The following is a 25949-nucleotide window of genomic DNA, read 5'->3' as shown; positions in this document are numbered from 1 at the left end:
TCAGCCCCGCGTGCGCGGAGACGACATCACACCTGGACGCGGCGCTCGACGGCGTCGGCGATCTCCTGCAGCGCGAGATCACGCGGAATGTTGTTCTTCTGCGAACCGTCGCGGTACCGGAAGGACACCGTGCCGCCGTTCATGTCGTCGTCACCGACGATGATCATGAACGGGACCTTCAGCTTCTGCTGGTTCCGGATCTTCTTCTGCATCCGGTCCGAGGACGCGTCCACCTCGACCCGCAGGCCCTTCCGCCTGGCTTCGGCGGCGAACTCCTGGAGGTACGCGACGTGCGCGTCGCCCACCGGGATGCCGACCGCCTGGACCGGGGCCAGCCACGGCGGCATGGCGCCCGCGTAGTGCTCCAGCAGTACGGCGAAGAAGCGCTCGATGCTGCCGAACAGGGCTCGGTGGATCATGACCGGGCGCTGCTTGGTGCCGTCGGCAGCGGTGTACTCCAGGTCGAAACGCTCCGGGAGGTTGAAGTCCAGCTGGATCGTCGACATCTGCCAGGAACGGCCGATCGCGTCCTTCGTCTGGACGGAGATCTTCGGGCCGTAGAAGGCCGCGCCGCCCGGGTCCGGGGTGAGGGGCAGGCCCTGCTTCTCGGCCACCTGGCGGAGGGTCTCGGTGGCCTCGTCCCAGATCTCGTCCGAGCCGACGAACTTCTCCGGGTCCTTGGTCGACAGCTCCAGGTAGAAGTCGGTCAGACCGTAGTCACGCAGCAGGTTCAGGACGAAGGTGAGCGTCTTGTCGAGCTCCTCCGCCATCTGCTCGCGGGTGCAGTAGATGTGCGCGTCGTCCTGGGTGAAGCCCCGGGCGCGGGTCAGGCCGTGCACGACGCCCGACTTCTCGTACCGGTAGACCGTCCCGAACTCGAACATCCGCAGCGGCAGCTCGCGGTACGAGCGTCCCCGCGCGTCGAAGATCAGGTTGTGCATCGGGCAGTTCATGGGCTTGAGGTAGTAGTCCACGCCCTCGTCGAGCTGCATGGGCGGGTACATGCCCTCGGCGTACCAGTCCAGGTGGCCCGAGGTCTCGAACAGCTTCCCCTTGGTCGCGTGGGGGCTGTAGACGAACTCGTAGCCCTCCTCCTCGTGCCGCTTCCTCGAGTAGTCCTCCATGACCCGGCGGATGATGCCGCCGCGCGGGTGGAAGACCGCGAGGCCGGAGCCGATCTGCTCCGGGATCGAGAAGAGGTCCAGTTCGGCGCCCAGCTTGCGGTGGTCCCGCTTCTCGGCCTCGGCCAGGAATTCGAGGTGCGCCTTCAGCTCGTCCTTGGACGGCCAGGCGGTTCCGTAGACGCGCTGCAGCTGCTTGTTCTTCTCGCTGCCGCGCCAGTACGCGGCGGCCGAGCGCATCAGCTTGAACGCCGGGATGATCCGGGTGCTGGGCAGGTGCGGCCCCCTGCACAGGTCCTTCCAGCACAGCTCGCCGGTCTTCGCGTCCAGGTTGTCGTAGATGGTCAGCTCGCCGCCGCCCACCTCGACGTTCGCCCCGTCCTCACTCGACGCCGAGCCCTTGAGGCCGATCAGTTCCAGCTTGTACGGCTCGTTCGCCAGTTCCTCGCGGGCGGCCTCGTCGGTGGTGACCCGACGGGAGAAGCGCTGGCCGCGCTTCTGGATCTCCTGCATCTTCTTCTCGATGCGCTTGAGGTCCTCGGGGGTGAACGGCTTCTCCACGTCGAAGTCGTAGTAGAAGCCGTCCTTGATCGGCGGGCCGATGCCCAGCTTGGCCTCCGGGAAGAGTTCCTGGACGGCCTGGGCCATGACGTGCGCGGTGGAGTGGCGCAGGATGTCGAGACCGTCCTGGGAGGAGATCTCGACGCCCTCGACGGTCTCGCCGTCCCGGAGCTCGTACGCGAGGTCCTTCAGCTCGCCGTTCACCCGGGCGGCGACGACGGTGCGCTCGCCGGGGAAGAGGTCGGCGGCGGTAGTGCCCGTCGTCACCACGCGCTCTTCCCGCTCGGAATCGCGTTGGATGATCACACGGACGTCTGACACCGGTCTCTCCTGACTGAAGGCGGAACGCGCCCGGTCGTGGGCGCGCGCGATGTAGTAGGGAATGGTACCGAGCCGCCGTCCCCCTCCGCGAAACGGTTTGCCCGGCGGTGGCTTCAGTCCTCCTCGTACGTCTTCATCAGCCGGTCCCGTTCCGCCTCGTCCACCTGGACCGGTTCCAGCCCGTGCGCACCCGTCAGCCTGCGGAAGCCGCCGCGGTTCTCCAGGCGGCCGGAGACACGGACCGGCTGTCCGGCGAGGTGGGCGTGGGCGGCGGTGCGGTAGGCGTCCTCGGGGAGGGTGACGCGGATGTACGGCACGTCGGCACCGGTCAGGACGCGGATGCGGACCTTGCCGGGGCCACGGGGGCCGGCCCTGCGGAGCCGTACGACCGTGCCGGTCACGCGTACCGGGACGGAGGGCTCGTCGAGGAGGTAGCGGGCCGCTGCCCGGCGGAGGACGGGGAGGTCGCCGGGGGTGAACTCGACGGGTTCGGGTCGGGCGGCACAGCCGGCGGGGGCGCCGGCGGCGGGGGCCCAGGCGAGGGCGACGGTGGCGCCCTCGGTGCCCTGGACGAGGGTGACGAGGGCCCGGGTGAGTTCGTGGCTGACGCCTGCGGCCACCGCGGTGTCGAAGGCGTCGGGCCTGCCGGTGGCCCGCTCGTAGTCGACGGCGTCGCGGGTGGCGGCGAGGGCGTGGTGGAGGCGTTCGGTGAGGGGGCGGCCGGGATCGACGGGGACGAGGGCGGTGAGGCGGCGGGCGCCGGGGGCGGTGCCGATGAGGACCGGTTCGAGGAGGTGCCGGGCGTGGGCGCGGTTGCGGGTTCCGTGGTGGCGGGCGTGGCGGTGGACGGCGAGGGCGGCGGCGAGGAGCAGGTCACGGGCGGCGGTGCGGAGGTGGTCGTGGCCGGTCCAGGGGGTGGCGTCGGCTGGTGGGGCGGGTGCGGTGGTGTGGCGGGTCCACCGGATCTCGTCGCTGGGGGTGGCGAGGCTGGTGAGGATGTCGCGTGCGGAGGGGGTGGTGCTGCGGGTGAGGGCCCTGAGGGCATCGGTGAGGAGGTCGTCGGCGTCGGGGTAGGTGCGGCTGGTGGGGATGAGGAGGCTGGTGGGGGTGGTGCCGGGGACGGGTGGGGTCCAGCGGGTGCAGGGGCCTGCGGGGCTGCCATGAGGGTGCCAGCCGTGCCGGTGGAGGAGGGCGCCGAGCACGCGCGGGTCGACGGAACCGGGGGCCGCGGCGTCCGCACCCGTGCCGTCGGTGGGTCGGTGGTGCATCAGGGAGTCCCTCCCGTCCCGACGCGGGCCATGATTCCGCAGAGGGCCCGGTCGTCGAAGATCCGTGACGTGGGGATACGGACGGTGGTGCGGTGGCGGCCGGTGACGGGGTGGCCGGCGAGGTTGGTCCAGTAGCAGCAGTGGCGCAGGTCGAGCCGGTCGTGGTGGGCGCGGAGCCAGTCGTCCTGGGTGCGGGGGACGAGCATCACGACGAGGATCTTGTGGACGGCGACGGGGGTGCGGGCGAGTTTGGCGAGGTGTCCGTTGTCGAGGGTGAAGGGGAAGGTGGGGCCCGGGGGGCGCGGGGGGATCTGGTGGGTGGCCTTGAGCTGGATCTTGATGGTGACTTCGTCGTCGACGGTGTGGCCGGGGGCACTGTGGCTGAGGTGCCAGTCGATGCCGTTGTCGGGGAAGGGCTGGGACAGGGTGCAGCCCGCTGCGGCGGCCACGGCGTGGAGGTAGCCGACCTGGAGGGTTTCCATGCAGGCGGTGGTGGCGAGGCCGCCGCGTGCCGCCGGGATGCGGGGGATCTGCGGGGCTGCGGGGTCGGGTTGGGCCGCGAGCGCCATGGCTCTTCGTGCCTTCCGGGCTGGCTGTGCGTCAGTTGAACGGGCTCTCACGTCTGTTGCCCTCACGTCTGTTGTGACCGGGCGGCGTACAGGGCAAACGGTCCGGGTATCACCGCTTCGGGCCGGGGATCGGTCCATCTGCCGGTGATGTACGAGGAGTTCGGGGTATGGCGCGCTGGTATGAGGGGCCCTTGGCGGCTTTCGACACGGAGACGACCGGAGTGGACGTCGAGCGGGACCGGATCGTCTCGGCGGCGGTGGTGGTGCAGGACTGCGCGGGCGCGCGGCCGCGTACGACGCGGTGGCTGGTCAACCCGGGGATTCCGGTACCGCGCGCGGCGACGGACGTGCACGGCCTGACGGACGAGCACGTGCAGCGGAACGGGCGGTGGCCGGCGCCGGTGGTGGAGGAGATAGCCCGGCTGCTGGCGGAGCAGTGTGCGGCGGGGCGGCCGTTGGTGGTGATGAACGCGCCGTTCGACCTCACCCTGCTGGACCGGGAGTTGCGGAGGCACCGCGCGTCGTCGCTGGCACGGTATCTGCAGAACGTGTCGCTGTGCGTACTGGATCCGAGGGTGCTGGACAAGCACCTGGACCGGTATCGCAAGGGGCGCCGCACGCTGACGGACCTGTGCGCGCACTACGAGGTGGTGCTGGACGGGGCGCATGACGCGGCGGCCGACGCGGTGGCGGCGCTGGATGTCGTACGGGCGGTGGGGCGGTGCTTCGCGGACCGGCTGGAGGAGCTGTCGGTGGCGGAGCTGCACACCCGGCAGGCGGTGTGGCACGCGGCGCAGGCACGGGGGCTGCAGGCGTGGTTCGCGCGGAACGGCCAGGAGGAATCGGTCGATCCGGCGTGGCCGCTGCGCCCGGACCAGCCCGCGGCGGCGGCGTGAGGAGCCGTACGCTCGAAGGGCTGCCGTACGCGGACACGACGAAGGCCGGTCCGCTTGTGTGTACGGACCGGCCTTCGCGACGGTGGGCGATACTGGGATCGAACCAGTGACCTCTTCGGTGTGAACGAAGCGCTCTCCCGCTGAGCTAATCGCCCGGGAACGCACTGAACCATACAGGTCCCGGCGGGCTCCGTTCAAACCGCCTTCAGGTGTGCGGTGAGGCCGCGTTGCCCGGCACGCATCATCAGCGTGTGGTTGGCGCGGAGGAGCGGGCGTCCCGGCACGGCGAGCCGGCGCAGCAGGGGGCTGCGTACATGGACGTCCTGTTCGTAGAGGGCGTGGGTGCGACGGGGGCCGAGGCTGGTGAGGGTCCAGCGGGCCCAGCCTTCGAGGTCTCCGGTGAGGGTGGTCTCGAGGACCCGGGCGGCGGGGTCGCGGCGGCGCGCGGTGAGGGTGAGGTCGAGGGTGTACGGAAGGAAGGCGCGGATGCGGGCGGTGGCGCTGTGCGCGTCGAGGCGGGTGACGGCGCGCACGTGGGGCCACCAGAGGGGGTAGCCCTCGGGCGCTTCGAGCACCGCGTAGACGGCGTCAGGGGGCGCGGGAAGGTCCCAGAGACTGCGGAAGCGGTAGTGGTTCCAGTCCATGCGGGGAGTGTGCCCGCTGTGCGGGCACGAGGTGGTACTCACACGGATCGGCGCCGGATCTGAGTACCCGCGCCCATACCGCGAGGCCGTGGCGGGTCCCACACTGCGCGGTATGGGAACCGTACCTGTGCCTTCGCCGGCCGAAGAGCTGGTCCTGATCGATCGTGAGCTGGCTCAGCTGGAGGCGCGCCGGTCGTGGCTGCTGGCGCGCCGGGCGTGGCTGGTGAGTGTGTCGACCGCGAGGTCTCCGTGGGTGGCCGCGGCACCGGGGCCGAAGGATCCGGGGCCCGTGCGGGAGGCGTCCGTGTGGGGTGTGCGGACGGTGCTGCTGACGCTGGGCGGGGTGCTGCTGGTGATCGCGGCGCTGGCGTTCACGCTCGTCAGCTGGGGGAGCCTGGGCATCGGCGGCCGTGCGGCCGTCCTGACGGCGGTGACTGTGGCGGCACTGGCCGTGCCGGTGACGCTGGTGCGGCGGGGGCTCGGGGCGACGGCGGAGACGGTGGCGGCACTGGCCCTGGTCCTGACGGTGCTGGACGCGTTGGCGCTGTATCTGGTGGCGGAGCCGTGGGCATGGGGTGGCACGGGGTACGCGGCGGTGGCGGCGGCGCTGCTCTGTGCGGTGTGGGCCGGGTACGGCGCGGCGCTGGCCGGTCTGCGGGTGCCGTTGCCGTCGGCGGTGGTGGCGGGGCAACTGCCGGTGCTGCTCGGGGTGCTGGCCGCGGACGGTGACGCGTCGGCGGTGGCGTGGGCGCTGCTGGTGACCGGTGCGGCGGACGCGGCGCTGGCGGTGACGGTGCGGCCGGTGCGGGTGCGGGTGGCCGCGTGGGTGGCGGCCGGGGTGACGGGCGGAGGTGCGGTGCTGACCGGGGCGTCGGTGTCCGTGGCGGCCGGGGGTGTGGAGCCCGCGGCACTGCTGGCGGCGGGTGCGGTGCTCTGGCTGGCGGTCGCCTGGCGGGTCGGCGGTGTGGCGGCCCGGGCGTGCGCGGTGGTGGCGGGTCTGGTCGCGGTGGCGGCGTGGGGCGGGCTGCTGCGGGAGGTGCTGCCGGGCGAGTGGGCGGCGGTCGGACACCTGGCGTGTGCCGTGGCGCTGATCGCGGCCGTGGGGGTGGGACCCGGGGCCCGGGTGGTTCCGGTCGCCGTGCGTCGTGGGCTGGCCTGGGCGTCGTCGGGTGTGCTGGGGCTGGGGCTGCTGGGGGCGGTTCCGTGGCTGCTGGGCGCGCTGGTGGTGCGGGTGCCCGAGCTGTGGTCGGGTGTGGCGCCGTCGGGCTCGGGGGGTCCGTGGCCCGCGGTGGTGGCGGTGCTGCTGGTGGCCGGGGTGTTGTTGTCCGCCTCGGTCGTGGGGGCCCGGGCGGGCGGGCCGAAGGGGTGGGGGTGTGCGGTGGCTGCGCGCTGTGGGGCGTTGGGGCTGGGGGCGCTGACGGGCTTCGTGCTGCCGGTGGCGGCCGGGTCCCCGTACGGGGTGATGCTGGGGGCGCAGTCACTGGTGACCGCGGCGCTGCTGGCGGTGGCGGTCCGCCCGGGGGTCGTCGTCGTGGGGCTGCCGGAGGCGCCCGGGACCGCGGGCACGGGCACGGGCGCCGGACGCGCGGCGGCTGCGGGCACGGGTGCGGGGTGCGCGGTGGCGGCTGCTTCGGCCCTGGTGGCGCTGGGGCTGGCGACCGAGACGGCGACGCTGTCGGTGCTGGGCGTGCTGGGTGTGCTGTTCACCGGTGCGGCGGTGTCGGCGGGCGGGGAGCGCGGGTGGCTGCGGGCCGGTTCGGCGTGTGCGGCGGTGCTGGCGTGGGCCGGGTTCGTGGGTGCTGGTGCGGTGGCGGCGGGACGGCCGGCGCATGGGGTGGCGTTGGCGCTGCTGGTGGTGCCGGGAGCGACGGCCCTGCTGGGGATGGGCGTTCCCCCTGCTCGGGCACCCTCGAAGGCCCGGGGGAGGTTCCGGCTCGGTCCTGCGGGGGCACCGGTGGAGCTGACCGGTGCCGCGGTGGGTGTGGTGTCGGTGGGGCTCGCGGTGGCGCGGCCCGCGGTGCTGGCCCTGGTGCTGGGCCTGTGCGGGGTGCTCGCGGCGGGTACGGCTCTGCGGGTGGAGCGGCGGCGGGTGGCGGGGCCGGTGGCGGCGGCGCTGTTCCTGGCGGCGACATGGGTGCGGCTGGCGGTGTGGGAGGTCGCGGTACCGGAGGCGTACGCGCTGCCGGTGGCGGTGCCCGCGCTGGTGGTGGGTGCGCTGCGGGTGCGCCGTGATCCCGCGGTGGGATCCTGGTCGGCGTACGGTCCGGGGCTGGGTGCCGGTCTGCTGCCGAGCCTGTGGGCGGCGTGGGGCGACCCGGGCTGGGTACGCCCGCTGCTGCTGGGGCTTGTGGCGCTGGGCGTGACGCTGGCGGGGGCGCGGCTGCGGTTGCGGGCGCCGCTGGTACTGGGCGGGGCGGTGCTGGCGCTGGTGGCGTCGCACGAACTGGCACCGTATGTGGCGCAGGTGGTGGGCGTGCTGCCGCGGTGGCTGCCGCCGGCGCTGGCGGGGGTGCTGCTGCTGGCGGTGGGTGCGACCTACGAGCGGCGGATGCGGGATGTACGGCGCATGCGGGAGGCGGTGGGGCGGATGCGGTGAGTGCGGTGTCCGGGGCGCCCCCTGGACACCCGGCCGCCCTCGCACCCCCCGGGGCCGGAACGCCGGAGGCCCGGGGACCGTATGGTCCCCGGGCCTCCGGCCGGGTGGTGGGCGATACTGGGATCGAACCAGTGACCTCTTCGGTGTGAACGAAGCGCTCTCCCGCTGAGCTAATCGCCCGGGCGCACGGCAAACATTACCGCATGTCAGCGGGTGCTTCTGACGGGGGCAGGCGGTGGGGACGGGTCAGCGGTCGATCGTCCACGGCATGACGAACCCGAAGTTCCACAGGTACACGGCGACCAGGGCTCCGATGACGAGCAGTCCGATCGCGGTGAGGATCATGTTGCGGCGCCGGACCCGGGGGTCGAGTGCGCGCTGGGCGGCTTCGGTGACCTTGCGCTTGGTCCAGCGCAGGACGAGCTGGGCCCAGATGAACTCGGTGGCCCAGATGGCCATGCCGCCGAAGATCACGACCCAGCCGGGACCGGGCAGCGGCAGCATGATCACGCCGAGGACGACCACGGCGAGCCCGATAAGGAAGACCCCCACCTGCCAGGTGAGGTGCAGGGGCCGGCTGGCCTTGACGAAGGCGGGCGCCCGGGAGCCCAGGGGCCGCTCCTGCTTCTCGCCGCCGGACTCCGCATCGGGGGTGCCGGGCGCGCCGCCCTCCGGGGTGCCGCCCGCACCCATGCGGGGGGCGGTGGTGGCGAGCCGCCCCGGCCGCGGGGCGGGCCTGAAGCCCACGGGGGCGCCCGCGTGGCCGGCCGGGGCGGCGGGGGTCTTCCTTCGCTCGTCACTCTCCGCGCTCATAGGGCCCAACCTACCCCGCCCGAGAGCCACTCGCGAGAAACCGAAAACGACCTATAACCGCCGGTTACGTGCCGCCATTTGAGGTACCCCAAGCGGCACAAATAGGTCAGAGGGGTTTACAACGGCACCATAGGTGGGATGTCGATTTCGCCGACGTGCGAATCCCCGAGCGCACACTGAGCGAAAGGCCATGGCGCTTATGAACACCACGGTCAGCTGCGAGCTGCACCTGCGCCTCGTTGTATCGAGCGAGTCTTCCCTGCCTGTCCCGGCGGGCCTGCGGTATGACACGGCCGACCCCTATGCCGTGCACGCCACCTTCCACACCGGAGCCGAGGAGACCGTCGAGTGGGTCTTCGCCCGCGATCTTCTCGCAGAGGGCCTGCACCGGCCCACCGGTACGGGCGACGTCCGAGTCTGGCCGTCTCGCAGCCACGGTCAGGGCGTCGTCTGCATCGCCCTCAGCTCACCGGAGGGCGAGGCCCTGCTGGAGGCCCCGGCGCGGGCCCTGGAGTCGTTCCTGAAGCGGACCGACGCGGCGGTGCCACCCGGCACCGAACACCGACACTTCGATCTCGACACGGAGCTCTCGCACATCCTGGCCGAAAGCTGACCGGATGCCGGAGCCACGCGGCGCCGTCCGACTCGGGGCGACGGCGCCGGGGCGCCCTCCCGTGGCCGTGAGGCCGGCAGGGCGCCCACCAGCCGACGAAGGGCGCCGTCACCGCGGTACAGCGCGGTGACGGCGCCCTTCTGCGTGCCGTGCGCCCCGCATGCCCCTTGCACCCTCGCACGTCGCCCCGGCCGCCCCGGCGGGCGGCCCTCGGGCTCGCCGGAGCGAGCCGCTAGAGTCTGCGGAATCCGGTGGGCGCCCGCCCGCCGGCAGGCCAGGGAGTGAATCGTGCTGATCCCCCACGACACCCGGACCGCCCTCGACACGGTCGTGGACCTGATGAACACCGCACCGGAGGGAGGGCACGGCGAGGAGCTGGGCGATGTCCCTTCGCTGTACGCCTTCGTCGAGAGCCACCAGATCAGCGACGTCGGCGAACTCGACGAGCGGGATCTACGGGCGGTGCGGGAGGTGCGGGGCCGGTTCACCGACGTGTTCGGAGCACCGGACGCGCGGACGGCAGCAGGGCTGATCAACCAGCTGGTGGCCGCGGCCGGGACGACGCCGCAGCTCACCGACCACGACGGCTACGACTGGCATGTGCACTACTTCGCGCCGGGCGCGTCCGTCGCGGACCATCTGGCCGCGGACTGCGGGATGGCGCTGGCGTTCATCCTGGTGGCGGGCGAGCGGGAGCGGCTGCGCCGGTGTGAGGCGCCGGACTGCGGGCGGGCGTTCGTGGACCTGTCCCGCAACCGCTCGCGCCGCTACTGCGACAGCCGCACCTGCGGCAACCGGCTGCATGTGGCGGCGTACCGGGCGCGCCGCAAGGAGGCGGCGGCTGCCCGCTGACGCGGCGTGCGGGCGGCGCTCACAGCAGGAACAGGTCGTGGACGGACGCGATCAGCAGCAGGAGGCCGATCACCCCCAGGAAGATCATGAGCGGTGGCTGGGACAGCGCGAAAAGGCAGCCGCGCGGTTCTTCGGTGGCGTGGGCGGGGGTCTGTCCCCCTGTCGTGTCGAGCATCTCGGGGCCGATCATGGCGCAGACCAGGGCCCTACGATCCGCCAACAGCCCACACAAAAAGGGCAGTTCCCGCAATTCCCCGACGATCGCCGTGCCGACGCCCCCTACCGCCACCCCTCGCGCCACCCCACGCCGCCGCACGGGAGCGCCACCGGTGGGACCCCCGGACTCAGATGCCGTGCTTCTTGAGGATGGCCTCGATGTCGCTGAAGTCGTCGGCAGGCTCGGACTGCCCGCCCTTCTTCGTGCGGCGCTTGCCGGCCTCCAGGGACGGCCCGCCCGCGCGCGGTGCGACGGCGCCCCGGGTGGGTGCCCCCGCGACGGCGGCGCCGCCCTCCGCGTCCGCGGCCCCCGCCCGGCGCCGCTCGACGGCCCGGGTCGTGACGAAGAGCAGCCACGCGAGGCCGAGCACCACGAAACCGCCCCAGGCCAACGGACTGAAGGCGGTGTCGGCCAGCCACTGGACGGCCCCGGTCATCACCAGGCCCAGCGGCACGAGCGCGTACGCGGCGACCCGGAACGCGGCCAGGAAGCGCCGGCGGTACGCAGTGATCGCCGCGACGCCCAGTCCGGCCGCGGACACCGCGGAGCAAATGGTCTCGGCAAGCATCCGGTCCTCCAGCCGTGGGCGTCGCGTCCCTTCCATCCTGCCTCGCCCACCCGCCCGAAGGCCATGACGCACGCCCCCGCCCGGCTGATCTCCGGGTGATCTCCGGGGCCGCCTCCTTCCCAGGTCCCACGCTCGACGTCGCGGATTGGGACGGTGGCGGGCGGGCTGGAAGACTGAGCCCCATGAGCGACTCCAGCACCCCCGCCGCCCCCTCCGCCCGGCCCGTCGTCCTCGACGTCTGGTGCGAACTGCAGTGCCCGGACTGCCGGACCGCGCTGGAGGACCTGCGCTCCCTGCGGGAGCGTTACGGGGACCGGCTGGAGCTGCGGCTGCGGCACTTCCCGCTGGAGAAGCACAAGCACGCCTACGCCGCGGCCCAGGCCGCCGAGGAGGCCCTGGATCAGGGGAAGGGCTGGGCGTACGTGGAAGCCGTCCTCGCCCGGGTGGCGGACCTGGACACGAAGGGCGAGCCGGTGCTGCTGGAGGTGGCGCGGGAACTGGGCCTGGACGCGGAGGAGTTCGACACCGCCCTGATCGACGGGCGGCATCTGCTGATCGTCGACGCCGACCAGGCGGAGGGCAAGGCCCTGGGGGTCACCGGCACGCCCACGTACATGATCGGCGGCGAGCGGCTGGACGGCGGGAAGAGCCAGGAGGGGCTGCGGGCCCGGATCGAGGAGATCGCGGACCGGCTGCTCGCCGCCTCCTGAGCCCGCGAGGTCAGTACAGCCGCTTGTCGAGCTGGATGTGCGTGGTGCGGTAGCCGAGGGACTCGTACAGCCTCAGGGCCGGGGTGTTATCACTGAAGACGTGCAGGCTGATCGTGTCGGCGCCGGCTTCCCGGGCGGTCCGCTCGGCGTGCCGCATCAGGGCCCGGCCGTGGCCCTCGCCCCGCCGCCCCGCCGCCATCTCGACGTCCCAGACGTACGCGGCGGGGCCCAGCCCCAGCCACAGGTGCCCCACGGGCGCCCCGTCCGCCGCCTCGGCCACATACAGCCGGGTGCCCCGTGAGGCGAGCCCGTCCGGCAGCAGCCGCGCCCGGTCGGCGCGGGCCTTGGCGCGGGCCGTGTCCCCGGCTATGCCGCGCGCGCCCCAGACTCGTACGTACGCGTCCTCGGCAGCCGTCCACCACGGCTCGTACTCCTCGTCCCGCATCGGCCGGACGGCCGTCTCCTGCCCCGGCGCCCCCGGCTCCCCGGGTGCAGCGCCCTCGGCCAGGGCTCGGGTCATGGTGCGGCCCCGCTCCGTGTAGCCGAGTGCGGTGGCGAGACGCAGGGCGACGGCGGCTTCGGCCGGGACGGAGACACGGACCAGCCGGCAGCGCCAGCCGCGCAGCACCTCCTCGGCGGCGAGCGCGGCGACCGTGCCGCGGCCGCGCCTGCGGTCGGCGTCGTCGATGCGCAGATCGCTGATCGTGCCGAGGGCACGCCCGAAGCCGGGGGCGGTCGCGACGCGGACGGCTCCGACGGGCCGGCTGTTGACGCACACCTCGTAGGCGCGGGACAGCGTGCCGTCGGCGGACTGCTGAAGCGGCCCGGTCGGCCGCAGGGTGGTGGTCATCACCCGTTTCCTACCCACCCGGGCGCGCCCGAACAGGCGGGCGGCGGCAGGCGGGTCAGAGTGCGGCGGCGGCGCGCTCCTCGAAGACGCGCATGGCCTTGGCGGTGACCGGGCCGGGCGCGCCGGGCAGCTCCCGGCCGTCGACGCGGTGGACGGCCTGGATGTCGCGGAGCGTGGAGGTCAGGAAGATCTCCTCGGCGTGTTCCAGCACGTCCAGGGGCAGGTCGGTCTCCTCGGCGCCGGTCCACTCGACGGCGAACCGGCGGGTGATGCCCGCGAGGCAGCCGGAGGCGAGCGGCGGGGTGTGGATGCGGCCGTCGAGCACGACGAACACGTTGGAGCCGGTGCCTTCGCAGAGCTGTCCGACGGTGTTGCCGAAGAGTGCCTCGGAAGCGCCCTGGCGGTGGGCCCGGGCGAGGGCGACGACGTTCTCCGCGTAGGAGGTGGTCTTCAGCCCGGAGAGGGCCCCGCGCTCGTTGCGGGGCCAGGGCACGGTGACGACGGCGGTGCTGTCGGGACGGCGGGCGGCCTCACCGAGAGCGACGACGAGGGTCGGGCCGTCGGCGCCCCGCTCGGAGCCGAGGGGGGACAGGCCGCCGGTGTAGGTGACCCGGAGGCGGCCGAGGGGCATCGGGTTGGCCGCCGCGACGGCGCGGCAGGCGCGGCGGACCTCGTCCAGGTCCGGGTCGGGCAGGCCGAGGCCGCGGGCGGAGCGGACGAGCCGGTCGAGATGAGGCTCCAGGGCGAAGAGACGGCCGTCGACCGCCTTCACGGTCTCGAAGACGCCGTCGCCCACGGTCAGCCCGTGGTCCAGCACGGAGATGCTCGCGGTGTCCGCGTCACGCAGTTCGCCGTTGACCCACAGCTTCATCTTCAGATGGCCCTTCCGCTCGCCTCGTGGAGGCCCCGTTCGTACGCGCCCGACGCTACCGCCAGCAGGCGGCTCGCCTTGAGTTCGGTCTCCTGCCACTCCCGCTCGGGGTCGGAGCCCCAGGTGATGCCGGCGCCCGTGCCGAAGCGCAGGAGGCCGGCTGGCCGGTCGAGCCAGAAGGTGCGTATGCCGACGGCCAGCCCGCCGGTGCGGCGGTCGGCGTCGACCCAGCCGAGGCCGCCGCAGTACGGGCCGCGCGGCGCGGTCTCCAGCGCCTCGATGATCCGCAGGGCGCTGGACTTCGGGGCACCGGTGACGGAGCCCGGCGGGAAAGTGGCGCGCAGCAGCCCCGCCCAGCCCTCGCCGGGGGCGAGCTCGCCGCGCACGGTGGACACGAGGTGCACGAGACCGGGGTGGGGCTCGACGGCGCACAGCTCGGGGACGGTGACCGTGCCGGTGGCGCAGACCCGGCCCAGGTCGTTGCGGACCAGGTCGACGATCATCACGTTCTCGGCGTGGTCCTTGGGCAGCAGGTCCTCGGCGGTCCTGCCGGTGCCCTTGATGGGCCCCGACTCGACGGTGCGGTCGTCGCGCCGCAGGTACAGCTCGGGGGATGCGGTGGCGATCTCCACGCCGTGCGCGGGCAGGCGGATCGTTCCTGCGTACGGGGCGGGGTTGCCGCGCGCGAGCAGGGCGGTGAGCGCGTCCACGTCGGCCGTGGCGAGGGCGCCGGGCGGGAGGGGCGCGGAGAGGACGCGGCACAGGTTGGCCTGGTAGACCTCGCCGGCCGCGATGTGCTCTCGGATGCGCCGTACGCCGGCGGTGTACGCGGCGTGGTCCAGGGACGACGTCCAGGCGTCGGCCGCGGGGCCCTGCCAGCGGCCGGGGACGGGCGCGGGGACCGGGGCGGGGCGGACGTCACCGAAGCGGGCGCAGGTGAGGCGGCCCTCGAAGTCGGCGGCGACGGCCCAGAAGCCGGAGGAGTCGAGGGCCTCCGGGTCACTGGTGACGTCCCGCAGGTCGGTCGCGAGAAGGCCGCCGAAGCGGGCCAGAGGAGCGAGGTCGTGCACGGATGCGAGTGTAGGCCCGCGGGGGCCGCGCGGCTCTCGCCCGTCGGCGCCGGAGAAGCCGGAGGGCGGGCCCCGGGAGGGGGGTGGCCAGCACGCTGCGGAAACGCGTTTTTGTACTGGCCCAGGAATCCGCTAGAGTTCAACACGTCGCCGGGACGCGGAAGCGGAACGGAAACGACAAGCGGACGTGGCTCAGTTGGTAGAGCATCACCTTGCCAAGGTGAGGGTCGCGAGTTCGAATCTCGTCGTCCGCTCGATGTGGGGGATCTTCCCGAGACCCCCTGCGCTCCGGGTGGAGTGGCCGAGAGGCGAGGCAACGGCCTGCAAAGCCGTCTACACGGGTTCAAATCCCGTCTCCACCTCCAAGGACGATTAGCTCAGCGGGAGAGCGCTTCCCTGACACGGAAGAGGTCACTGGTTCAATCCCAGTATCGTCCACCGCCGGAAGCCCCGGCCGCCTTGTGCGGCCGGGGCTTCTTCGTGCAGAACCGGACCACAGCAGGACCGGACCACAGCAGAGGCGAGCCGCAGCAGAAAGGCGGCCGGTCAGCTCCCCAGCTGACCGGCCGCCTCTGCCGTCCGCCGCACCCCCGTCCCCACGGGGTTGGCCGGATGTCCCCGACCCGGGCCGCTCTCCCGGGTCCGGGGCGCCCGCTCAGCGCCCCAGCATCACGCCCACGGACGACGCCTGTGTCACCACCGCCTCCCAGCCGCCGAACACGACGACCAGGAGCGTGGCCAGGGGGAGGACCATGGCCGTCGCCACCAGCGGATGCCGCCGGCCCGACGGTCGGACGCCGAACGCGGCGAGTGACGTCATGCGCCCTCGCGTGCGGATCAGCGTCCGCGATGCCGTGTCCGCCATGGCTCCTCCCCTGTGGTCGGTGATGCGGTGGGCGCGTGACCTCGGGGGACGAGTGCCGCACCCACCGCTTGTCCTCAACACTAGGGAAGCCCGGGCCCCGGGGCGTCATGCCCGCGTACCCATTGCCGGGCCTCCTCCAGGAGGACGCGGCGGCGGGTCGCGTACTCCCCTGGTTGGAGACGCACGGCGGGGCGCTGAGGGTCTTCCCGGAGGGGCCGACGAGGGACCCGCGTCCCGGGTGGGGCGGTGGTGACTTCGCTCACGTATGTCTCCCCCGCACCGCCCGGCGGCCGTTCAGGACAAGAAGTGCCCCAAGAGGCTTTCGGCACAAGGGGCTTGAGGTCCCGGTGACGCCATGGGCCCTTGGGGCGGCGGTTGGTGAGACGGCCTCAGGGCGGGTGCCCAGCACTGACAATCGACCGGGCGGGAGGGCGCGGCCTATGAGCGCGGCGGGTCCCGGATACGTAAGCTGGGCGGCATCAAGTGGACCGCGGCAGCGGGGTGGGGGGCTTCCCACGGCAGGTAGGGGACGGACATGGCGATGATGCGGCTCCGGCGCGAGGACCCGCGTGTCGTCGGCTCGTTCAGGCTGCACCGGCGGCTCGGCGCGGGCGGGATGGGGGTCGTCTACCTGGGCTCCGACCGGCGCGGGCAGCGGGTCGCGCTGAAGGTGATCCGGCCGGATCTCGCCGAGGACCAGGAGTTCCGGTCGCGCTTCGCCCGGGAGGTGTCCGCCGCGCGGCGGATCCGCGGCGGCTGTACGGCGCGGCTGGTGGCGGCCGACCTGGAGGCCGAGCGGCCCTGGTTCGCCACCCAGTACGTGCCGGGCCCCTCGCTGCACGACAAGATCGCGGAGGAGGGGCCGCTGGGCGCGGCCGACGTCGCCGCGATCGGGGCGGCGCTCGCGGAAGGGCTCGTCGCCGTGCACGAGGCGGGGGTCGTGCACCGGGACCTGAAGCCGTCGAACATCCTGCTGTCGCCCAAGGGGCCGAGGATCATCGACTTCGGCATCGCCTGGGCGACCGGCGCGTCGACTCTGACGCACGTCGGAACGGCGGTGGGCTCCCCCGGTTTCCTGGCGCCCGAACAGGTGCGGGGTGCCGCGGTCACCCCCGCGACGGACGTGTTCGCGCTGGGGGCCACGCTGGCGTACGCGGGGATGGGCGACTCGCCGTTCGGCCACGGCAGCTCGGAGGTGCTGCTGTACCGGGTGGTCCACGAGGAGCCGCTGCTGACGGGGGTGCCGGACGCGTTGGCGCCGCTGTTGCGCGCCTGTCTGGCGAAGGAGCCGGAGGAACGCCCCAGCACGCTGCAGCTGGCGCTGCGGCTGAAGGAGATCGCCGCGCGCGAGGCGCAGGGACTGCCGGAGACCGGGCGCGGTGCCGCCGCGGTGCGGACCGAGCGGGTCACGGCCTCCCAGCGAGGCGGCCCCGCCGGATCCCGCGCGGGGCATGCGGGGCGCGAGCGGTCGCCTGTACGGCCGACGGAGAAGTACACGGAGCGGACCACCGGGCGGAGCGCGCCGGACCGTGCCGAGCACCGGGGCGAGCAGAGGACGGACCAGCGGCCCGAGCAACGGGCGGCCGAGCCGCGCGGGGAGCGCGGCGCCCAGCGCCGTACGCTGCGCACTCCCGTCCCGCGTCCCGCGTCCCGCGCGGGGGCCGGGCCGCACACGGGCGGGTCCCGGAGCGGCGCCCCGCACGGGTCCTCCGCCGGTTCCCGCACCGGCTCCCGGCGGTCCGGCACCGGTACCGGGACCGGGACCACGTCCGGACTGCGCAGGCCCGCCAACCCCCGGCTGCTGCGCCAGCGGCTGTTCGTCTTCGTCGTGGTGACGCTGATCGTGCTGCTGGGCATCGCGGGGGCGCAGGCCCTCCAGGGCTGAACCCCTGCCGGTTCAGTCCTGCGGGCGGCCCGCCGTCACCGCGTAGAAGGCGACCGCTGCGGCGGCGCCCACGTTCAGGGAGTCCACCCCGTGCGCCATGGGGATACGGACCCAGGTGTCGGCGGCCTTCAGCGCCCGCTCCGACAGGCCCGAGCCCTCCGCGCCCAGCATCAGTGCCACCCGCTCCATGCGGTGCGGGGCCGCCTCGTCCATGGTGGTGGCGCGGGCGTCCGGGGTGAGGGCGAGCAGCCGGAAGCCCGCCTCCCGTACGGCGTCCAGGTCCCGGGGCCAGCTGTCGAGGCGGGCGTAGGGCACGGAGAAGACGGCGCCCATCGACACCTTCACCGACCGCCGGTACAGCGGGTCGGCGCAGTCCGGCGACAGCAGCACGGCGTCCATGCCGAGGGCGGCGGCGCTGCGGAAGACGGCGCCGATGTTGGTGTGGTCGTTGACGGCCTCCATCACGGCGACGCGGCGGGCCGTACGGAGCAGGTCCCGGGCGTCGGGGAGGGAGGTGCGGGCCATCGAGGCGAGGGCGCCCCGGTGCACGTGGTAGCCGGTGACCTGCTCCGCGAGGGCGGGCGTCACCACGTACACCGGGGCGTCGGAGGCGTCGATGACATCGCGCAGGGCATCCACCCACTTGGCCGACAGCAGCATCGACCGCATGGCGTAGCCGCCGTCCAGGGCCCGGCGGATCACCTTCTCGCCCTCAGCGATGAACAGCCCCTCCTCGGGCTCGCGTCTGCGGCGCAGTTCGACGTCCGTGAGGCCCGTGTAGTCGTGCAGGCGGGGGTCGGTCGGATCGTCGACGGTGATCAGCTCGGCCACGGGTGTCGGTGTCCCTACTTCTGCTTCTGCGGGTTCTCGTGGACGACGTCCCCGATGACGATCACGGCGGGCGGGCGGACATCTTCGGCCCGGACCGTCTCCGCGACCGTCGCGAGGGTGGCGTCCACGCGGCGCTGGGCGGACGTGGTGCCCTCCTGGACGAGGGCGAGCGGAGTGTCCGGAGCCTTGCCGTGGGCGATCAGGGCCTCCGCGATCTTCCCGATCTTGTCGACGCCCATGAGGATCACGAGCGTGCCGCGCAGCTTCGCCAGTGACGCCCAGTCGACGAGGGAGCGCGGGTCGTCGGGTGCGACATGACCGCTGACCACGGTGAACTCGTGGGCAACGCCGCGGTGCGTCACGGGGATACCGACGGCGCCGGGCACCGAGATGGAGCTGGAGATGCCCGGGACGACCGTGCAGGGGATGCCGGCGGCGGCGAGCGCCTGCGCCTCCTCCATGCCCCGGCCGAACACGAACGGGTCGCCGCCCTTGAGCCGGACGACGGACCTGCCCTGCTCGGCGTGCTCGATCAGGGCGTTGTTGATGGCCTCCTGGGCCATGAAGCGGCCGTACGGGATCTTCGCGGCGTCGATGACCTCGACGTGCGGGGGCAGTTCGTCGAGGAGGTCGCGGGGGCCGAGGCGGTCCGCGATGACGACGTCCGCCTCCGCGAGGAGGCGACGGCCCCGGACGGTGATGAGGTCCGGGTCCCCGGGCCCGCCGCCGACCAGGGCGACGAAGGGGGTACGGGAGCGGTGCGCGGGCGCCGCGAGGCTGCCGTCGCGCAGGCCCTCCACGATCGCGTCGCGGACGGCGGCGGAGCGGCGCGGGTCGTTGCCGGTGAGGACCGCGACCGTGACGCCCTCGATGCGACCGGTCGCCGGGGTCCAGGCGGTGGCGGCCTCGGCGTCGTCGGAGCGAACGCACCAGGTCCTGGTGCGTTCGGCCTCGGCGGAGGCGCGGGTGTTGGCCTCGGTGTCGGGGGTGGCGATGAGGGCGTACCAGGCGTCCTGGAGATCGCCCTCCTCGTAGCGGCGGCGCTCCCAGCGGATCTCGCCGGCCTCGGCCATGGCCTCCACGGAGGCGGTGGCGGACGGCGAGACGAGAGTGATGTCCGCGCCTGCGGCGATCAGGGCGGGCAGGCGGCGCTGGGCGACCTGGCCGCCGCCGATGACGACGACCCGGCGCCCGGAGAGGCGGAGTCCGACGGGATAGGCGGGCTGCTCGGCGTTACCGGCCATGGCGGTGTGGTCTCCTCGGCGGGTGGGCGGGGCCACTGCGGCGGTGAAGTGGCTGGTGAGGGGGCGGCGGCAGTGCTCGCGCTGGCGACCACGATACGGGGCGGGGGCCTGGGCCTCGGCCCCCGGAGCCCGTTGATCGCGTCACGCCCGCAGGTCCGGACCCGGTCCTCGGGTCCGGCCCGCACACGGCGGCAGCGGGGTGGCGCACGGCGCCGGAGCACGCGCTACCGCACCGGCCCGCGGCCCCCGGGACGGCCGGTCGCCGCGACGGCGGCCATCCGCCAGGAGCCCCGCACGCGCACGGGCCGTCGCGAGGAGCTGATCCCCCGAGACGGCACCGGCCCACACGCCCCGGGAGGGCGCGCAGCGTGAGAGGTGCGAGCCGGGCACACGTTCTTCGGCCACGGCGCCGCCTCCCCGCTGTGCCCGGGCTCCCGGCGTGGGTCGTACCGGAAGGCCCCCGTCACCTCGGGGACCCCCCGGCACGAGAGGAGGAACGCGTGCCCGCAGCGGAGCGGCCCGGTCGGCGCGGCGGGCCGCAGACGCTACTTCTCGGTGACACCCGCTGAGTCGAACGTGGCGACCTCGTGCATCGCGCGGGCGGCGCTCTGGACCAGAGGCAGGGCCAGCAGGGCGCCGGTGCCCTCGCCGAGGCGGAGGTCCAGGTCGACCATCGGGCGGAGGCCCAGCTTGTTGAGCGCGGCCACATGGCCGGGCTCGGCGCTGCGGTGGCCCGCGATGCAGGCGGCGAGGGACTCGGGCGCGACGGCACGGGCCACCAGGGCCGCCGCGCCCGCGCTGACGCCGTCCAGCAGGACCGGTGTACGCATGGACGCGCCGCCCAGGATGAACCCGACCATGGCCGCGTGCTCCAGGCCGCCGATCGCCGCGAGGACGCCGACCGGGTCCGCCGGGTCCGGCTGGTGGAGTTCCAGCGCGCGGCGCACGACGTCGACCTTGCGGGCGTGCATCTCGTCGTTGATGCCGGTGCCCCGCCCGGTCACCTCGGCCGGGTCCACGCCCGTGTAGACCGAGATGATCGCGGCGGACGCCGTCGTGTTGGCGATGCCCATCTCGCCCGTGAGGATCGCCTTGTTGCCGGCGGCGACCAGGTCCCGGGCCGTTTCGATGCCGACCTCGATCGCGGCCAGCACCTCCTCGTGGGTGAGCGCCGGGCCCGCCGTGAAGTCGGCCGTGCCGGGCCGCACCTTCCGGGGCAGGAGGCCCGGGGTGGCGGGCAGCTCGGCGGCCACTCCGACGTCCACGACACAGACCTCCGCGCCCACCTGCGTGGCGAACGCGTTGCACACCGCGCCGCCGCCGAGGAAGTTGGCGACCATCTGGCCGGTCACCTCCTGAGGCCAGGCGGTGACGCCCTGCGCGTGCACCCCGTGGTCGCCGGCGAAGATCGCGACGGCGGCCGGTTCCGGGATGGGCGGCGGACAGGTACGGGAGAGTCCGGAGAGCTGCGCGGAGATGATCTCCAGCATGCCGAGCGCCCCCGCGGGCTTCGTCATGCGCTTCTGGCGCTCCCACGCCTCACCGAGCGCCTTCGCGTCCAGCGGCCGGATGTTGGCGATGGTCTCCTGGAGCAGGTCGTGCGGCTCCTCGCCGGGCAGCGCGCGGCGGCCGTACGTCTCCTCGTGGACGACCCAGGACAGCGGGCGGCGCTTCGACCAGCCCGCCTGCATCAGCTCCGGCTCCTCCGGGAACTCGTCGACGTAGCCCACGCACAGGTAGGCGACGACTTCCAGGTGTTCGGGCAGGCCCAGCGTACGGACCATCTCACGCTCGTCGAAGAAGCTGACCCAACCGACGCCCAGGCCCTCCGCACGGGCCGCCAGCCACAGGTTCTCGACGGCGAGCGCCGACGAGTACGGGGCCATCTGGGGCTGTGTGTGACGACCCAGCGTGTGGCGGCCGCCGCGGGTCGGGTCTGCGGTGACGACGATGTTCACCGGGGTGTCGAGGATGGCCTCGATCTTCAGTTCCTTGAACTGCTTCGCCCGGCCCTTGGGCAGCGACTTCGCGTATGCCTCCCGCTGCCGCTGCGCCAGCTCGTGCATCGTCCGGCGGGTCTCGGCGGAGCGGATGACGACGAAGTCCCACGGCTGTGAGTGGCCCACGGACGGCGCCGTGTGGGCCGCCTCCAGGACCCGGAGCAGTACCTCGTGCGGGATCGGGTCGCTGCGGAAGCCGTTGCGGATGTCGCGGCGCTCCCGCATCACCCGCATGATCGTCTCCCGCTCGTCGTCGGCGTAGCCGGGAGCGGGGGGCAGGGGGGCGGTGTCCGCGGCGGGCTCACCCGTGACCCCGGCCGGCTCGGCCCCGGAGGCGGGCTGCTCCGGGGCTTCCACCGGGGCCGGCGCCCCGTCGGCCCCGGCCTCCGCCGCCGGGGGGACGGTCTCCCCGGCCTCGGGAGCCTGTGCGGGTGTCTCCTCCGTCGCGGCGGGCCCGGGCCGGACCTCCGGCGCCGGTGCGGGCTCCGCGGCGGCGGCCTGCGGCACTGCCGGGGACTCGACGGCCCCGGGCGCCTCCGCCGCCACCGGCTCCGGTGCCGTGGCGGCATCGGGCACGGGGGCCTCCGCCGTGGGGCCGCCGTCACGCGGTGCGGGGACGGTGGGCGCGGTCTCCTGGGCGGCCACGGGCTGGGGCTCGGGCTGAAGCCCGGGCTGCACGGCCGGGTCCTGCGGGGTGACCGGCGTACCCGGGGCGGGTGTACCGGCGGCCGGTGCGGCGGCGGGCGCCTCCGCGGGGGCCGCGGTCACCGGCTGAGCCGCCTGCTCGGGAGCCTGCTGCTCGGCCGCCTGCTCAGGCGCGGCCTGCTGGGCCACCGGCGCGGCCTGCTGGGCCACCGGCGCGGCCTCGACCGGTTCACCGGCCACGGGCTCGGCGGGCACGGCCTGAACCGCTGCCGCGGCCTCCGGCCCGACCGGAGCGGCGACCGGTTCCGGAACGGCGGCCTCCGGGCTCGCAGCCTCCGGCGCCGCCGCCTCCCCCTCGCCCGCGGGCATCCGGGGCGCGGGCTCCTCCGGTGCGGGGGAGCCTGCCGGGGGCACGGGGACCGGGGCCAGGTGCTCGGGCACCGGGAGGGGGCCCTCCACGGGGACGAACTGTCCCGTTGTGTCCGGGCCGACCGTTTCTGCGGGGGTGGCGACGGGCGCCTGGGGCTGCTGTGGCTCGGGGGGCACCGGCACCGACGACCACGGTTCGGCGCCCTGCGGCGGAATGTCCGCGAACTGCGGCCCCGGCGCGGCGACGGCTGCCACGGCCTCGTCTCGCGGCACGTCCAGGTACTCCGGGCCGACCGTGGGCGACCCCTGCGGCGCGGGCGCCGGGTTCGGCGCGGCCATGGGCTGCGCCATCGTGGCCGGTCCCCGGTCTGCCAGGGAACGCACCACGCCTCCGGTCGCGTCCGGCACGGGCGGGCCCATGTGCAGCGGACGCCGAGGCGGCTGCGCCATGGCTGCGGGGCCCGTGGCCGCCTGAGCGGGCGGCGGCATCCGTACGGCTCCGAGGTCGACGGAGACCGAGTCACGGCCCCCCGCCTCGTGGGCACCGGCCTCGTGGGCGTCCGCCATGCCGTACGGGACGGCCTGCGGCTGCGGGGGCAGTTCCCCGGTCAGCGGGTCGTACGGCGCCTGCGGCATCGGCTCGGGCTGCGCGAACTGCTCCGGCGCGGCCGGGGCGGGCTGCGGAGCGAGGCCCTCCGCCGAGGGCACCGCGGCGGGAGCGGCAGCGGGAGCCTGCGCCCCCGGCATCGCGGAGACGGGAGCGGGCGTGGGCGCGTGCCCGGGCACGGCGGCGGCCTCGCCGACGGCCGGACCGCCCACGGGCATCCCCGCGACGGGCACCCCGCCCGCGGGCGTCCCGGACACCGGAGCCTGGACGGAGGCAAGACCGGGAGCGGCAGCGGGATCGGGAGCAGCCGGCACGGGGGCCGGGACGGCCACCGGCGGTGCCGGGGTCACGCCGGGCTGCGGCTCGGTCCAGGCGCCCTGGGCGCCCGGCATGAGCAGCAGATCGTCTTCGTCCGGGGTGTTCTCGGAGGGGTCGAGGAAGGTGTACGCACCCGGTACGGGCATGCCCGGCTGCTCCACCAGCCCGTCGTTCTCCGGCTGTCCCTCGCCCGGGACCTGGCCGGTGTCAGTCATGCGTACCCCTCGCCCATCGGTTGTGCTCCTTCAGAGTCCCGCCCGTCAACGGATAACGAGCGTGCGCGCCGCGCGGCACGAGGCTCCACGCGGACGTGCAGCATTCTCGCCGCATCCGGCCGTCACGGCAGCGGCTTGTGCCGCGATCCGCTGTGGACTGCGCCACGTTGCGCAACCACCCGGTCGCGTTCTCCCCCATGGTGCCCCAAAGGGGGCCCCTTCTCCGGATATTGACGAACGTACCGACGAATTGTCCGGCTGCGGTGGAACGGTCGGCCAGCCTACCCGGCCCGCGGTCACCACGGGATCACGGGGCGGACCTGCGCCCGGCCAGCAGGAAGGCCACTGCGCGGCGGCGCTCTGACCAGGCACCGGGATCCAGGTCGACGGACTGGAGCAGGGCGCATTCGACCTGGTAGCCGCCGTCCCGGAGGGCGGCGGCGATGGCCTCGGCCTGGTCGCGGGTGGCGGCGTGGGCGACGATGCGTTCGGGTCGCCGGTCGGCGCACGCGGACACGACGTGCGCTCCCCCGCCCCCGACCCGCACGACATCGGGTTCGGGCAGCCGCTCCAGTGCATAAGGGGCCCGCCCGGTGACCGTCTGGACCTGGACGCCCAGGCGGCGGGCGGCGGCCTCGGTGCGGGCGCGGGCCGCGGGGTCGGCGTCGACGGCGATGACGGCGGCACCGAACCGTGCGGCCTCCACGGCGAAGCCTCCGTGCCCGCAGCCGATGTCCCAGACGAGGTCTCCCGGGCGGGGCCCGAGCCTCGCCAGCTGGGCGGCGCGCAGCTCGACGCCCGCGCCGGGACCGGGCGGGTCCTCGTCACCGTACGTGTCCGGGGGCAGCGCCCAGCCGCGTACGGGGTCCTGGGGCGGCGCGCCCATGAGCCAGCCGCCGGCGGGAGCGGCCGGGCCGGTGGCGGCCGGGCCGCCGATGACGATGACGACGTTGGGGTCGCGCCAGGAGAGGTCGGCGGCCTTGTCGGAGGTGAGGACGGAGACCTGTTCGCGGTCGGTGCCGAGAGCCTCGCAGACGACGAAGGTGCGGTGGACGTCGTCGAGGAGGAGGGCCAGTTCGGCGGGGCCCGCACCGGGTGAGGTGAGGACGGCGACCTTGGGGTGGGCTCGGCAGACGTTGACGGCACGGCGGAGTGTGCGGGCGGTGGCGACGACGATCCGGGCGTCGTCCCAGGGCATGCCGGCGCGGGCGAAGGCCGCGGCGACCGAGGAGACGGCCGGGACGACCTCGACTTCGAGGCCGTGCCGGGGGTCGCGCAGGGCGCGGACGACGCCGAAGAGGCCGGGGTCGCCGTCCGCGAGGACGACGGCGGTGCCGCGGTGGGCGGCGATACGGCGGGCGGCGGGCCCGAGGCTGCCGAGCCGGATGCGTTCGGCGTCGGCGGGGATCTCCGGGAGGGCCAGGTGGTGGGCGGCTCCGGCGACGAGGGTGGCGGCGGAGAGTGCGGAGCGCGCGGCCGTGGTGAGGGGGGAGCCGTCCCATCCGATCACCGTGACCCGGTCGGCCATCTTCGTCTTTCTCCCTGGTCGTGTCGTTGCAGGTCGAGGCAGGGTTGAGCGTACCCGGAACGGGGCGGCGGCGAAGGTCCGCCGGGGTGTGCGGGATCAGTTCCAGTAACCGGCGTCGGCGAGGCGGTCGTGGTCGGTGACGCCTTCGAGGTCCTCGGGGAGCAGGCTCCAGAGGATGAGGTCGGTCCTGGTGTCGGTCCAGTGGCCGTCCTCCGTCTGGACGCGCGCTATGCCCGCGTTGCGCAGGACGCCCTCGCTGATGCAGCCGAGTTTCTGGGCGACCTGCTGGGAGGCGGTGTTGTCGGCGGCGGTGCGCAGCTCGAGGCGTTCGAAGCGCTGCTCCCGGAACAGCCACCGGGCGAGGGCGAGGAGGGACTCGGTGGCGTAGCCCTCGCCGCGGGCCCAGGGGGCGGTGATGTAGGCGATCCCGGCGCTGCGGGCCCGCCAGTCGGTGTGGCGCAGGTGGAGGCTGCCGACGAGCCGCTGGGTGAGGAACTCGGTGACGGCGAGGACGAGTCCGTGGCCCCCTGCGCGCTGCGCAGGAGCGATCCTGCGGACCCACTCGTCGGCGTGCGCGGTGGTGTAGGGGTGGGGTGCGGAGGTCCAGGTGACGACGAGTTCGTCGTTCATCATCTCGGTGTGCGCCGGAATGTCGGCGGCGTCGTACGGGCGCAGCACCAACCGTTCCGTACTGATGGAGATGTCAGGAAACGTGGTGGTCATGCGCAACTCCATGCGAGAGGACGGGGACTGTTGGTGAAGGCCGTGAACGGACAGCATGCAGCATGAACGGGTGCCTGTGCATGGCGGGACGGGACGGGCCCCGCACACCCGGCTTGGGTTCTGACGGTCCTCGCAACACCCGCGATCTGTGGGAGTTGCGAGGACCGTGGCCGTTGGGC

General features: G+C 74.1%; 22 protein-coding genes and 5 tRNA genes. 9 read left to right on the top strand and 18 right to left on the bottom strand.

Translation table 11 applies throughout. From position 1 onward, the window contains the following. Positions 1–26: 26 nt before the first annotated feature. The 3 genes from thrS to I3F58_RS13540 all read right to left on the bottom strand — a co-directional run bounded on the left by thrS (position 27) and on the right by I3F58_RS13540 (position 3840). On the bottom strand, positions 27–2003 hold the full coding sequence (thrS, locus tag I3F58_RS13550) for a threonine--tRNA ligase (protein ID WP_240108630.1): 1977 nt from the start codon (positions 2001–2003) through the stop codon (positions 27–29). 113 nt (positions 2004–2116) lie between these two features. Further along, entirely contained in the window at positions 2117–3271 is a 1155-nt protein-coding gene (locus I3F58_RS13545) for a hypothetical protein (RefSeq protein WP_240108629.1), read from the bottom strand. Further along, positions 3271–3840: a DUF4365 domain-containing protein gene (locus tag I3F58_RS13540; protein ID WP_240108628.1), complete on the bottom strand. Its 570-nt coding sequence runs from the start codon at positions 3838–3840 to the stop codon at positions 3271–3273. Before I3F58_RS13540 ends, I3F58_RS13545 begins: the two co-directional genes overlap by 1 nt. Before the next feature lie 167 nt (positions 3841–4007). Here I3F58_RS13540 and I3F58_RS13535 point away from each other — a divergent pair, with 167 nt between their 5' ends. Further along, complete coding sequence (locus tag I3F58_RS13535; RefSeq protein ID WP_240108626.1) at positions 4008–4736, top strand: 3'-5' exonuclease; 729 nt, start codon at positions 4008–4010, stop codon at positions 4734–4736. Positions 4737–4819: 83 nt separating this feature from the next. On the opposite strand, the gene I3F58_RS13530 is transcribed toward I3F58_RS13535, so the two are convergent. Both I3F58_RS13530 and I3F58_RS13525 read right to left on the bottom strand, forming a co-directional pair. After that, positions 4820–4891: transfer RNA gene (locus I3F58_RS13530), tRNA-Val, on the bottom strand. A gap of 39 nt (positions 4892–4930) precedes the next feature. Beyond that, positions 4931–5380: an SRPBCC family protein gene (locus tag I3F58_RS13525; RefSeq protein WP_240108625.1), complete on the bottom strand. Its 450-nt coding sequence runs from the start codon at positions 5378–5380 to the stop codon at positions 4931–4933. A 112-nt stretch (positions 5381–5492) separates the two neighbouring features. On the opposite strand from I3F58_RS13525, the gene I3F58_RS13520 reads away from it, so the two are divergent. Beyond that, the gene (locus tag I3F58_RS13520; RefSeq protein ID WP_240108624.1) at positions 5493–7976 is read left to right on the top strand and encodes an SCO7613 C-terminal domain-containing membrane protein; all 2484 of its coding nucleotides are present in this window, start codon (positions 5493–5495) and stop codon (positions 7974–7976) included. 105 nt (positions 7977–8081) lie between these two features. Here the strand turns inward: I3F58_RS13520 and I3F58_RS13515 are convergent. Continuing rightward, positions 8082–8156: transfer RNA gene (locus I3F58_RS13515), tRNA-Val, on the bottom strand. A 66-nt stretch (positions 8157–8222) separates the two neighbouring features. Continuing rightward, on the bottom strand, positions 8223–8789 hold the full coding sequence (locus tag I3F58_RS13510) for a TIGR02611 family protein (RefSeq protein WP_374207965.1): 567 nt from the start codon (positions 8787–8789) through the stop codon (positions 8223–8225). Positions 8790–8988: 199 nt separating this feature from the next. Between I3F58_RS13510 and I3F58_RS13505 the strand changes: the two genes are divergently transcribed. Further along, positions 8989–9402: an SsgA family sporulation/cell division regulator gene (locus I3F58_RS13505; RefSeq protein ID WP_003959770.1), complete on the top strand. Its 414-nt coding sequence runs from the start codon at positions 8989–8991 to the stop codon at positions 9400–9402. A gap of 288 nt (positions 9403–9690) precedes the next feature. Further along, a complete protein-coding gene (locus I3F58_RS13500) occupies positions 9691–10254 on the top strand; it encodes a CGNR zinc finger domain-containing protein (protein WP_240108622.1) in 564 nt (187 codons plus the stop codon). Positions 10255–10273: 19 nt separating this feature from the next. Here the strand turns inward: I3F58_RS13500 and I3F58_RS13495 are convergent, their stop codons facing one another. After that, positions 10274–10474, bottom strand: coding sequence for a hypothetical protein (locus I3F58_RS13495; RefSeq protein WP_240108715.1), 201 nt, complete (start codon positions 10472–10474; stop codon positions 10274–10276). Between the two features lie 124 nt (positions 10475–10598). Beyond that, positions 10599–11075, bottom strand: a complete 477-nt coding sequence (locus I3F58_RS13490) for a hypothetical protein (RefSeq protein ID WP_240108621.1) — start codon at positions 11073–11075, stop codon at positions 10599–10601. Between the two features lie 146 nt (positions 11076–11221). Here I3F58_RS13490 and I3F58_RS13485 point away from each other — a divergent pair, with 146 nt between their 5' ends. After that, positions 11222–11749 (top strand): DsbA family protein, encoded by a 528-nt coding sequence (locus I3F58_RS13485; RefSeq protein ID WP_240108620.1) that lies wholly within the window; start codon positions 11222–11224, stop codon positions 11747–11749. A 10-nt stretch (positions 11750–11759) separates the two neighbouring features. Here the strand turns inward: I3F58_RS13485 and I3F58_RS13480 are convergent, their stop codons facing one another. The 3 genes from I3F58_RS13480 to I3F58_RS13470 are packed head-to-tail and all read right to left on the bottom strand — an operon-like array spanning position 11760 to position 14540. After that, positions 11760–12599, bottom strand: coding sequence for a GNAT family N-acetyltransferase (locus I3F58_RS13480; RefSeq protein WP_240108619.1), 840 nt, complete (start codon positions 12597–12599; stop codon positions 11760–11762). Positions 12600–12654: 55 nt separating this feature from the next. Further along, complete coding sequence (locus I3F58_RS13475) at positions 12655–13470, bottom strand: aminotransferase class IV (RefSeq protein WP_240108618.1); 816 nt, start codon at positions 13468–13470, stop codon at positions 12655–12657. A 2-nt stretch (positions 13471–13472) separates the two neighbouring features. Continuing rightward, complete coding sequence (locus tag I3F58_RS13470) at positions 13473–14540, bottom strand: chorismate-binding protein (protein WP_240108616.1); 1068 nt, start codon at positions 14538–14540, stop codon at positions 13473–13475. Positions 14541–14721: 181 nt separating this feature from the next. Here I3F58_RS13470 and I3F58_RS13465 point away from each other — a divergent pair. From I3F58_RS13465 to I3F58_RS13455, 3 genes are all read left to right on the top strand, one after another. After that, positions 14722–14794 (top strand) — tRNA-Gly (locus I3F58_RS13465). A gap of 37 nt (positions 14795–14831) precedes the next feature. After that, positions 14832–14905, top strand: a tRNA-Cys gene (locus I3F58_RS13460). 1 nt (position 14906) lies between these two features. Beyond that, a tRNA-Val gene (locus I3F58_RS13455) sits at positions 14907–14978 on the top strand. Positions 14979–15195: 217 nt separating this feature from the next. On the opposite strand, the gene I3F58_RS13450 is transcribed toward I3F58_RS13455, so the two are convergent. Beyond that, the gene (locus tag I3F58_RS13450; protein WP_240108615.1) at positions 15196–15405 is read right to left on the bottom strand and encodes a hypothetical protein; all 210 of its coding nucleotides are present in this window, start codon (positions 15403–15405) and stop codon (positions 15196–15198) included. Between the two features lie 535 nt (positions 15406–15940). Between I3F58_RS13450 and I3F58_RS13445 the strand changes: the two genes are divergently transcribed. Then, positions 15941–17290, top strand: a complete 1350-nt coding sequence (locus I3F58_RS13445) for a serine/threonine-protein kinase (RefSeq protein WP_240108613.1) — start codon at positions 15941–15943, stop codon at positions 17288–17290. Positions 17291–17302: 12 nt separating this feature from the next. Here I3F58_RS13445 and I3F58_RS13440 read toward each other — a convergent pair whose 3' ends face one another. The 5 genes from I3F58_RS13440 to I3F58_RS13420 form a co-directional block, all read right to left on the bottom strand. Beyond that, positions 17303–18121 carry an RNA methyltransferase gene (locus I3F58_RS13440; protein WP_240108612.1) on the bottom strand — a complete coding sequence of 273 codons (819 nt, stop codon included), beginning with the start codon at positions 18119–18121 and terminating at the stop codon, positions 17303–17305. Between the two features lie 14 nt (positions 18122–18135). After that, a complete protein-coding gene (cobA, locus tag I3F58_RS13435) occupies positions 18136–19365 on the bottom strand; it encodes a uroporphyrinogen-III C-methyltransferase (RefSeq protein ID WP_240108611.1) in 1230 nt (409 codons plus the stop codon). A gap of 545 nt (positions 19366–19910) precedes the next feature. Continuing rightward, positions 19911–23519: a nicotinate-nucleotide--dimethylbenzimidazole phosphoribosyltransferase gene (gene cobT / locus I3F58_RS13430; protein WP_240108610.1), complete on the bottom strand. Its 3609-nt coding sequence runs from the start codon at positions 23517–23519 to the stop codon at positions 19911–19913. Between the two features lie 307 nt (positions 23520–23826). Further along, a complete protein-coding gene (cbiE, locus tag I3F58_RS13425) occupies positions 23827–25047 on the bottom strand; it encodes a precorrin-6y C5,15-methyltransferase (decarboxylating) subunit CbiE (protein ID WP_240108609.1) in 1221 nt (406 codons plus the stop codon). A gap of 96 nt (positions 25048–25143) precedes the next feature. After that, positions 25144–25770 carry a GNAT family N-acetyltransferase gene (locus I3F58_RS13420; RefSeq protein ID WP_240108607.1) on the bottom strand — a complete coding sequence of 209 codons (627 nt, stop codon included), beginning with the start codon at positions 25768–25770 and terminating at the stop codon, positions 25144–25146. Positions 25771–25949 lie beyond the last annotated feature (179 nt).

The sequence above is a fragment of the Streptomyces sp. MUM 203J genome, from assembly GCF_022414595.1.
GTDB lineage: Bacteria > Actinomycetota > Actinomycetes > Streptomycetales > Streptomycetaceae > Streptomyces.
The sequence above is the reverse complement of the archived record's forward strand: the minus strand, read 5'-3'. Positions and strand labels throughout refer to the sequence as shown.

Coding starts and splice junctions, on each gene's coding strand:
- I3F58_RS13545 (WP_240108629.1), bottom strand. CDS start 3,271: ATGCACCACCGACCCACCGACGGCACGGGTGCGGACGCCGCGGCCCCC.
- I3F58_RS13540 (WP_240108628.1), bottom strand. CDS start 3,840: ATGGCGCTCGCGGCCCAACCCGACCCCGCAGCCCCGCAGATCCCCCGC.
- I3F58_RS13535 (WP_240108626.1), top strand. CDS start 4,008: ATGGCGCGCTGGTATGAGGGGCCCTTGGCGGCTTTCGACACGGAGACG.
- I3F58_RS13525 (WP_240108625.1), bottom strand. CDS start 5,380: ATGGACTGGAACCACTACCGCTTCCGCAGTCTCTGGGACCTTCCCGCG.
- I3F58_RS13520 (WP_240108624.1), top strand. CDS start 5,493: ATGGGAACCGTACCTGTGCCTTCGCCGGCCGAAGAGCTGGTCCTGATC.
- I3F58_RS13510 (WP_374207965.1), bottom strand. CDS start 8,789: ATGAGCGCGGAGAGTGACGAGCGAAGGAAGACCCCCGCCGCCCCGGCC.
- I3F58_RS13505 (WP_003959770.1), top strand. CDS start 8,989: ATGAACACCACGGTCAGCTGCGAGCTGCACCTGCGCCTCGTTGTATCG.
- I3F58_RS13490 (WP_240108621.1), bottom strand. CDS start 11,075: ATGGAAGGGACGCGACGCCCACGGCTGGAGGACCGGATGCTTGCCGAG.
- I3F58_RS13485 (WP_240108620.1), top strand. CDS start 11,222: ATGAGCGACTCCAGCACCCCCGCCGCCCCCTCCGCCCGGCCCGTCGTC.
- I3F58_RS13480 (WP_240108619.1), bottom strand. CDS start 12,599: ATGACCACCACCCTGCGGCCGACCGGGCCGCTTCAGCAGTCCGCCGAC.
- I3F58_RS13475 (WP_240108618.1), bottom strand. CDS start 13,470: ATGAAGCTGTGGGTCAACGGCGAACTGCGTGACGCGGACACCGCGAGC.
- I3F58_RS13450 (WP_240108615.1), bottom strand. CDS start 15,405: ATGGCGGACACGGCATCGCGGACGCTGATCCGCACGCGAGGGCGCATG.
- I3F58_RS13445 (WP_240108613.1), top strand. CDS start 15,941: ATGGCGATGATGCGGCTCCGGCGCGAGGACCCGCGTGTCGTCGGCTCG.
- cobA (WP_240108611.1), bottom strand. CDS start 19,365: ATGGCCGGTAACGCCGAGCAGCCCGCCTATCCCGTCGGACTCCGCCTC.
- cobT (WP_240108610.1), bottom strand. CDS start 23,519: ATGACTGACACCGGCCAGGTCCCGGGCGAGGGACAGCCGGAGAACGAC.
- cbiE (WP_240108609.1), bottom strand. CDS start 25,047: ATGGCCGACCGGGTCACGGTGATCGGATGGGACGGCTCCCCCCTCACC.
- I3F58_RS13420 (WP_240108607.1), bottom strand. CDS start 25,770: ATGACCACCACGTTTCCTGACATCTCCATCAGTACGGAACGGTTGGTG.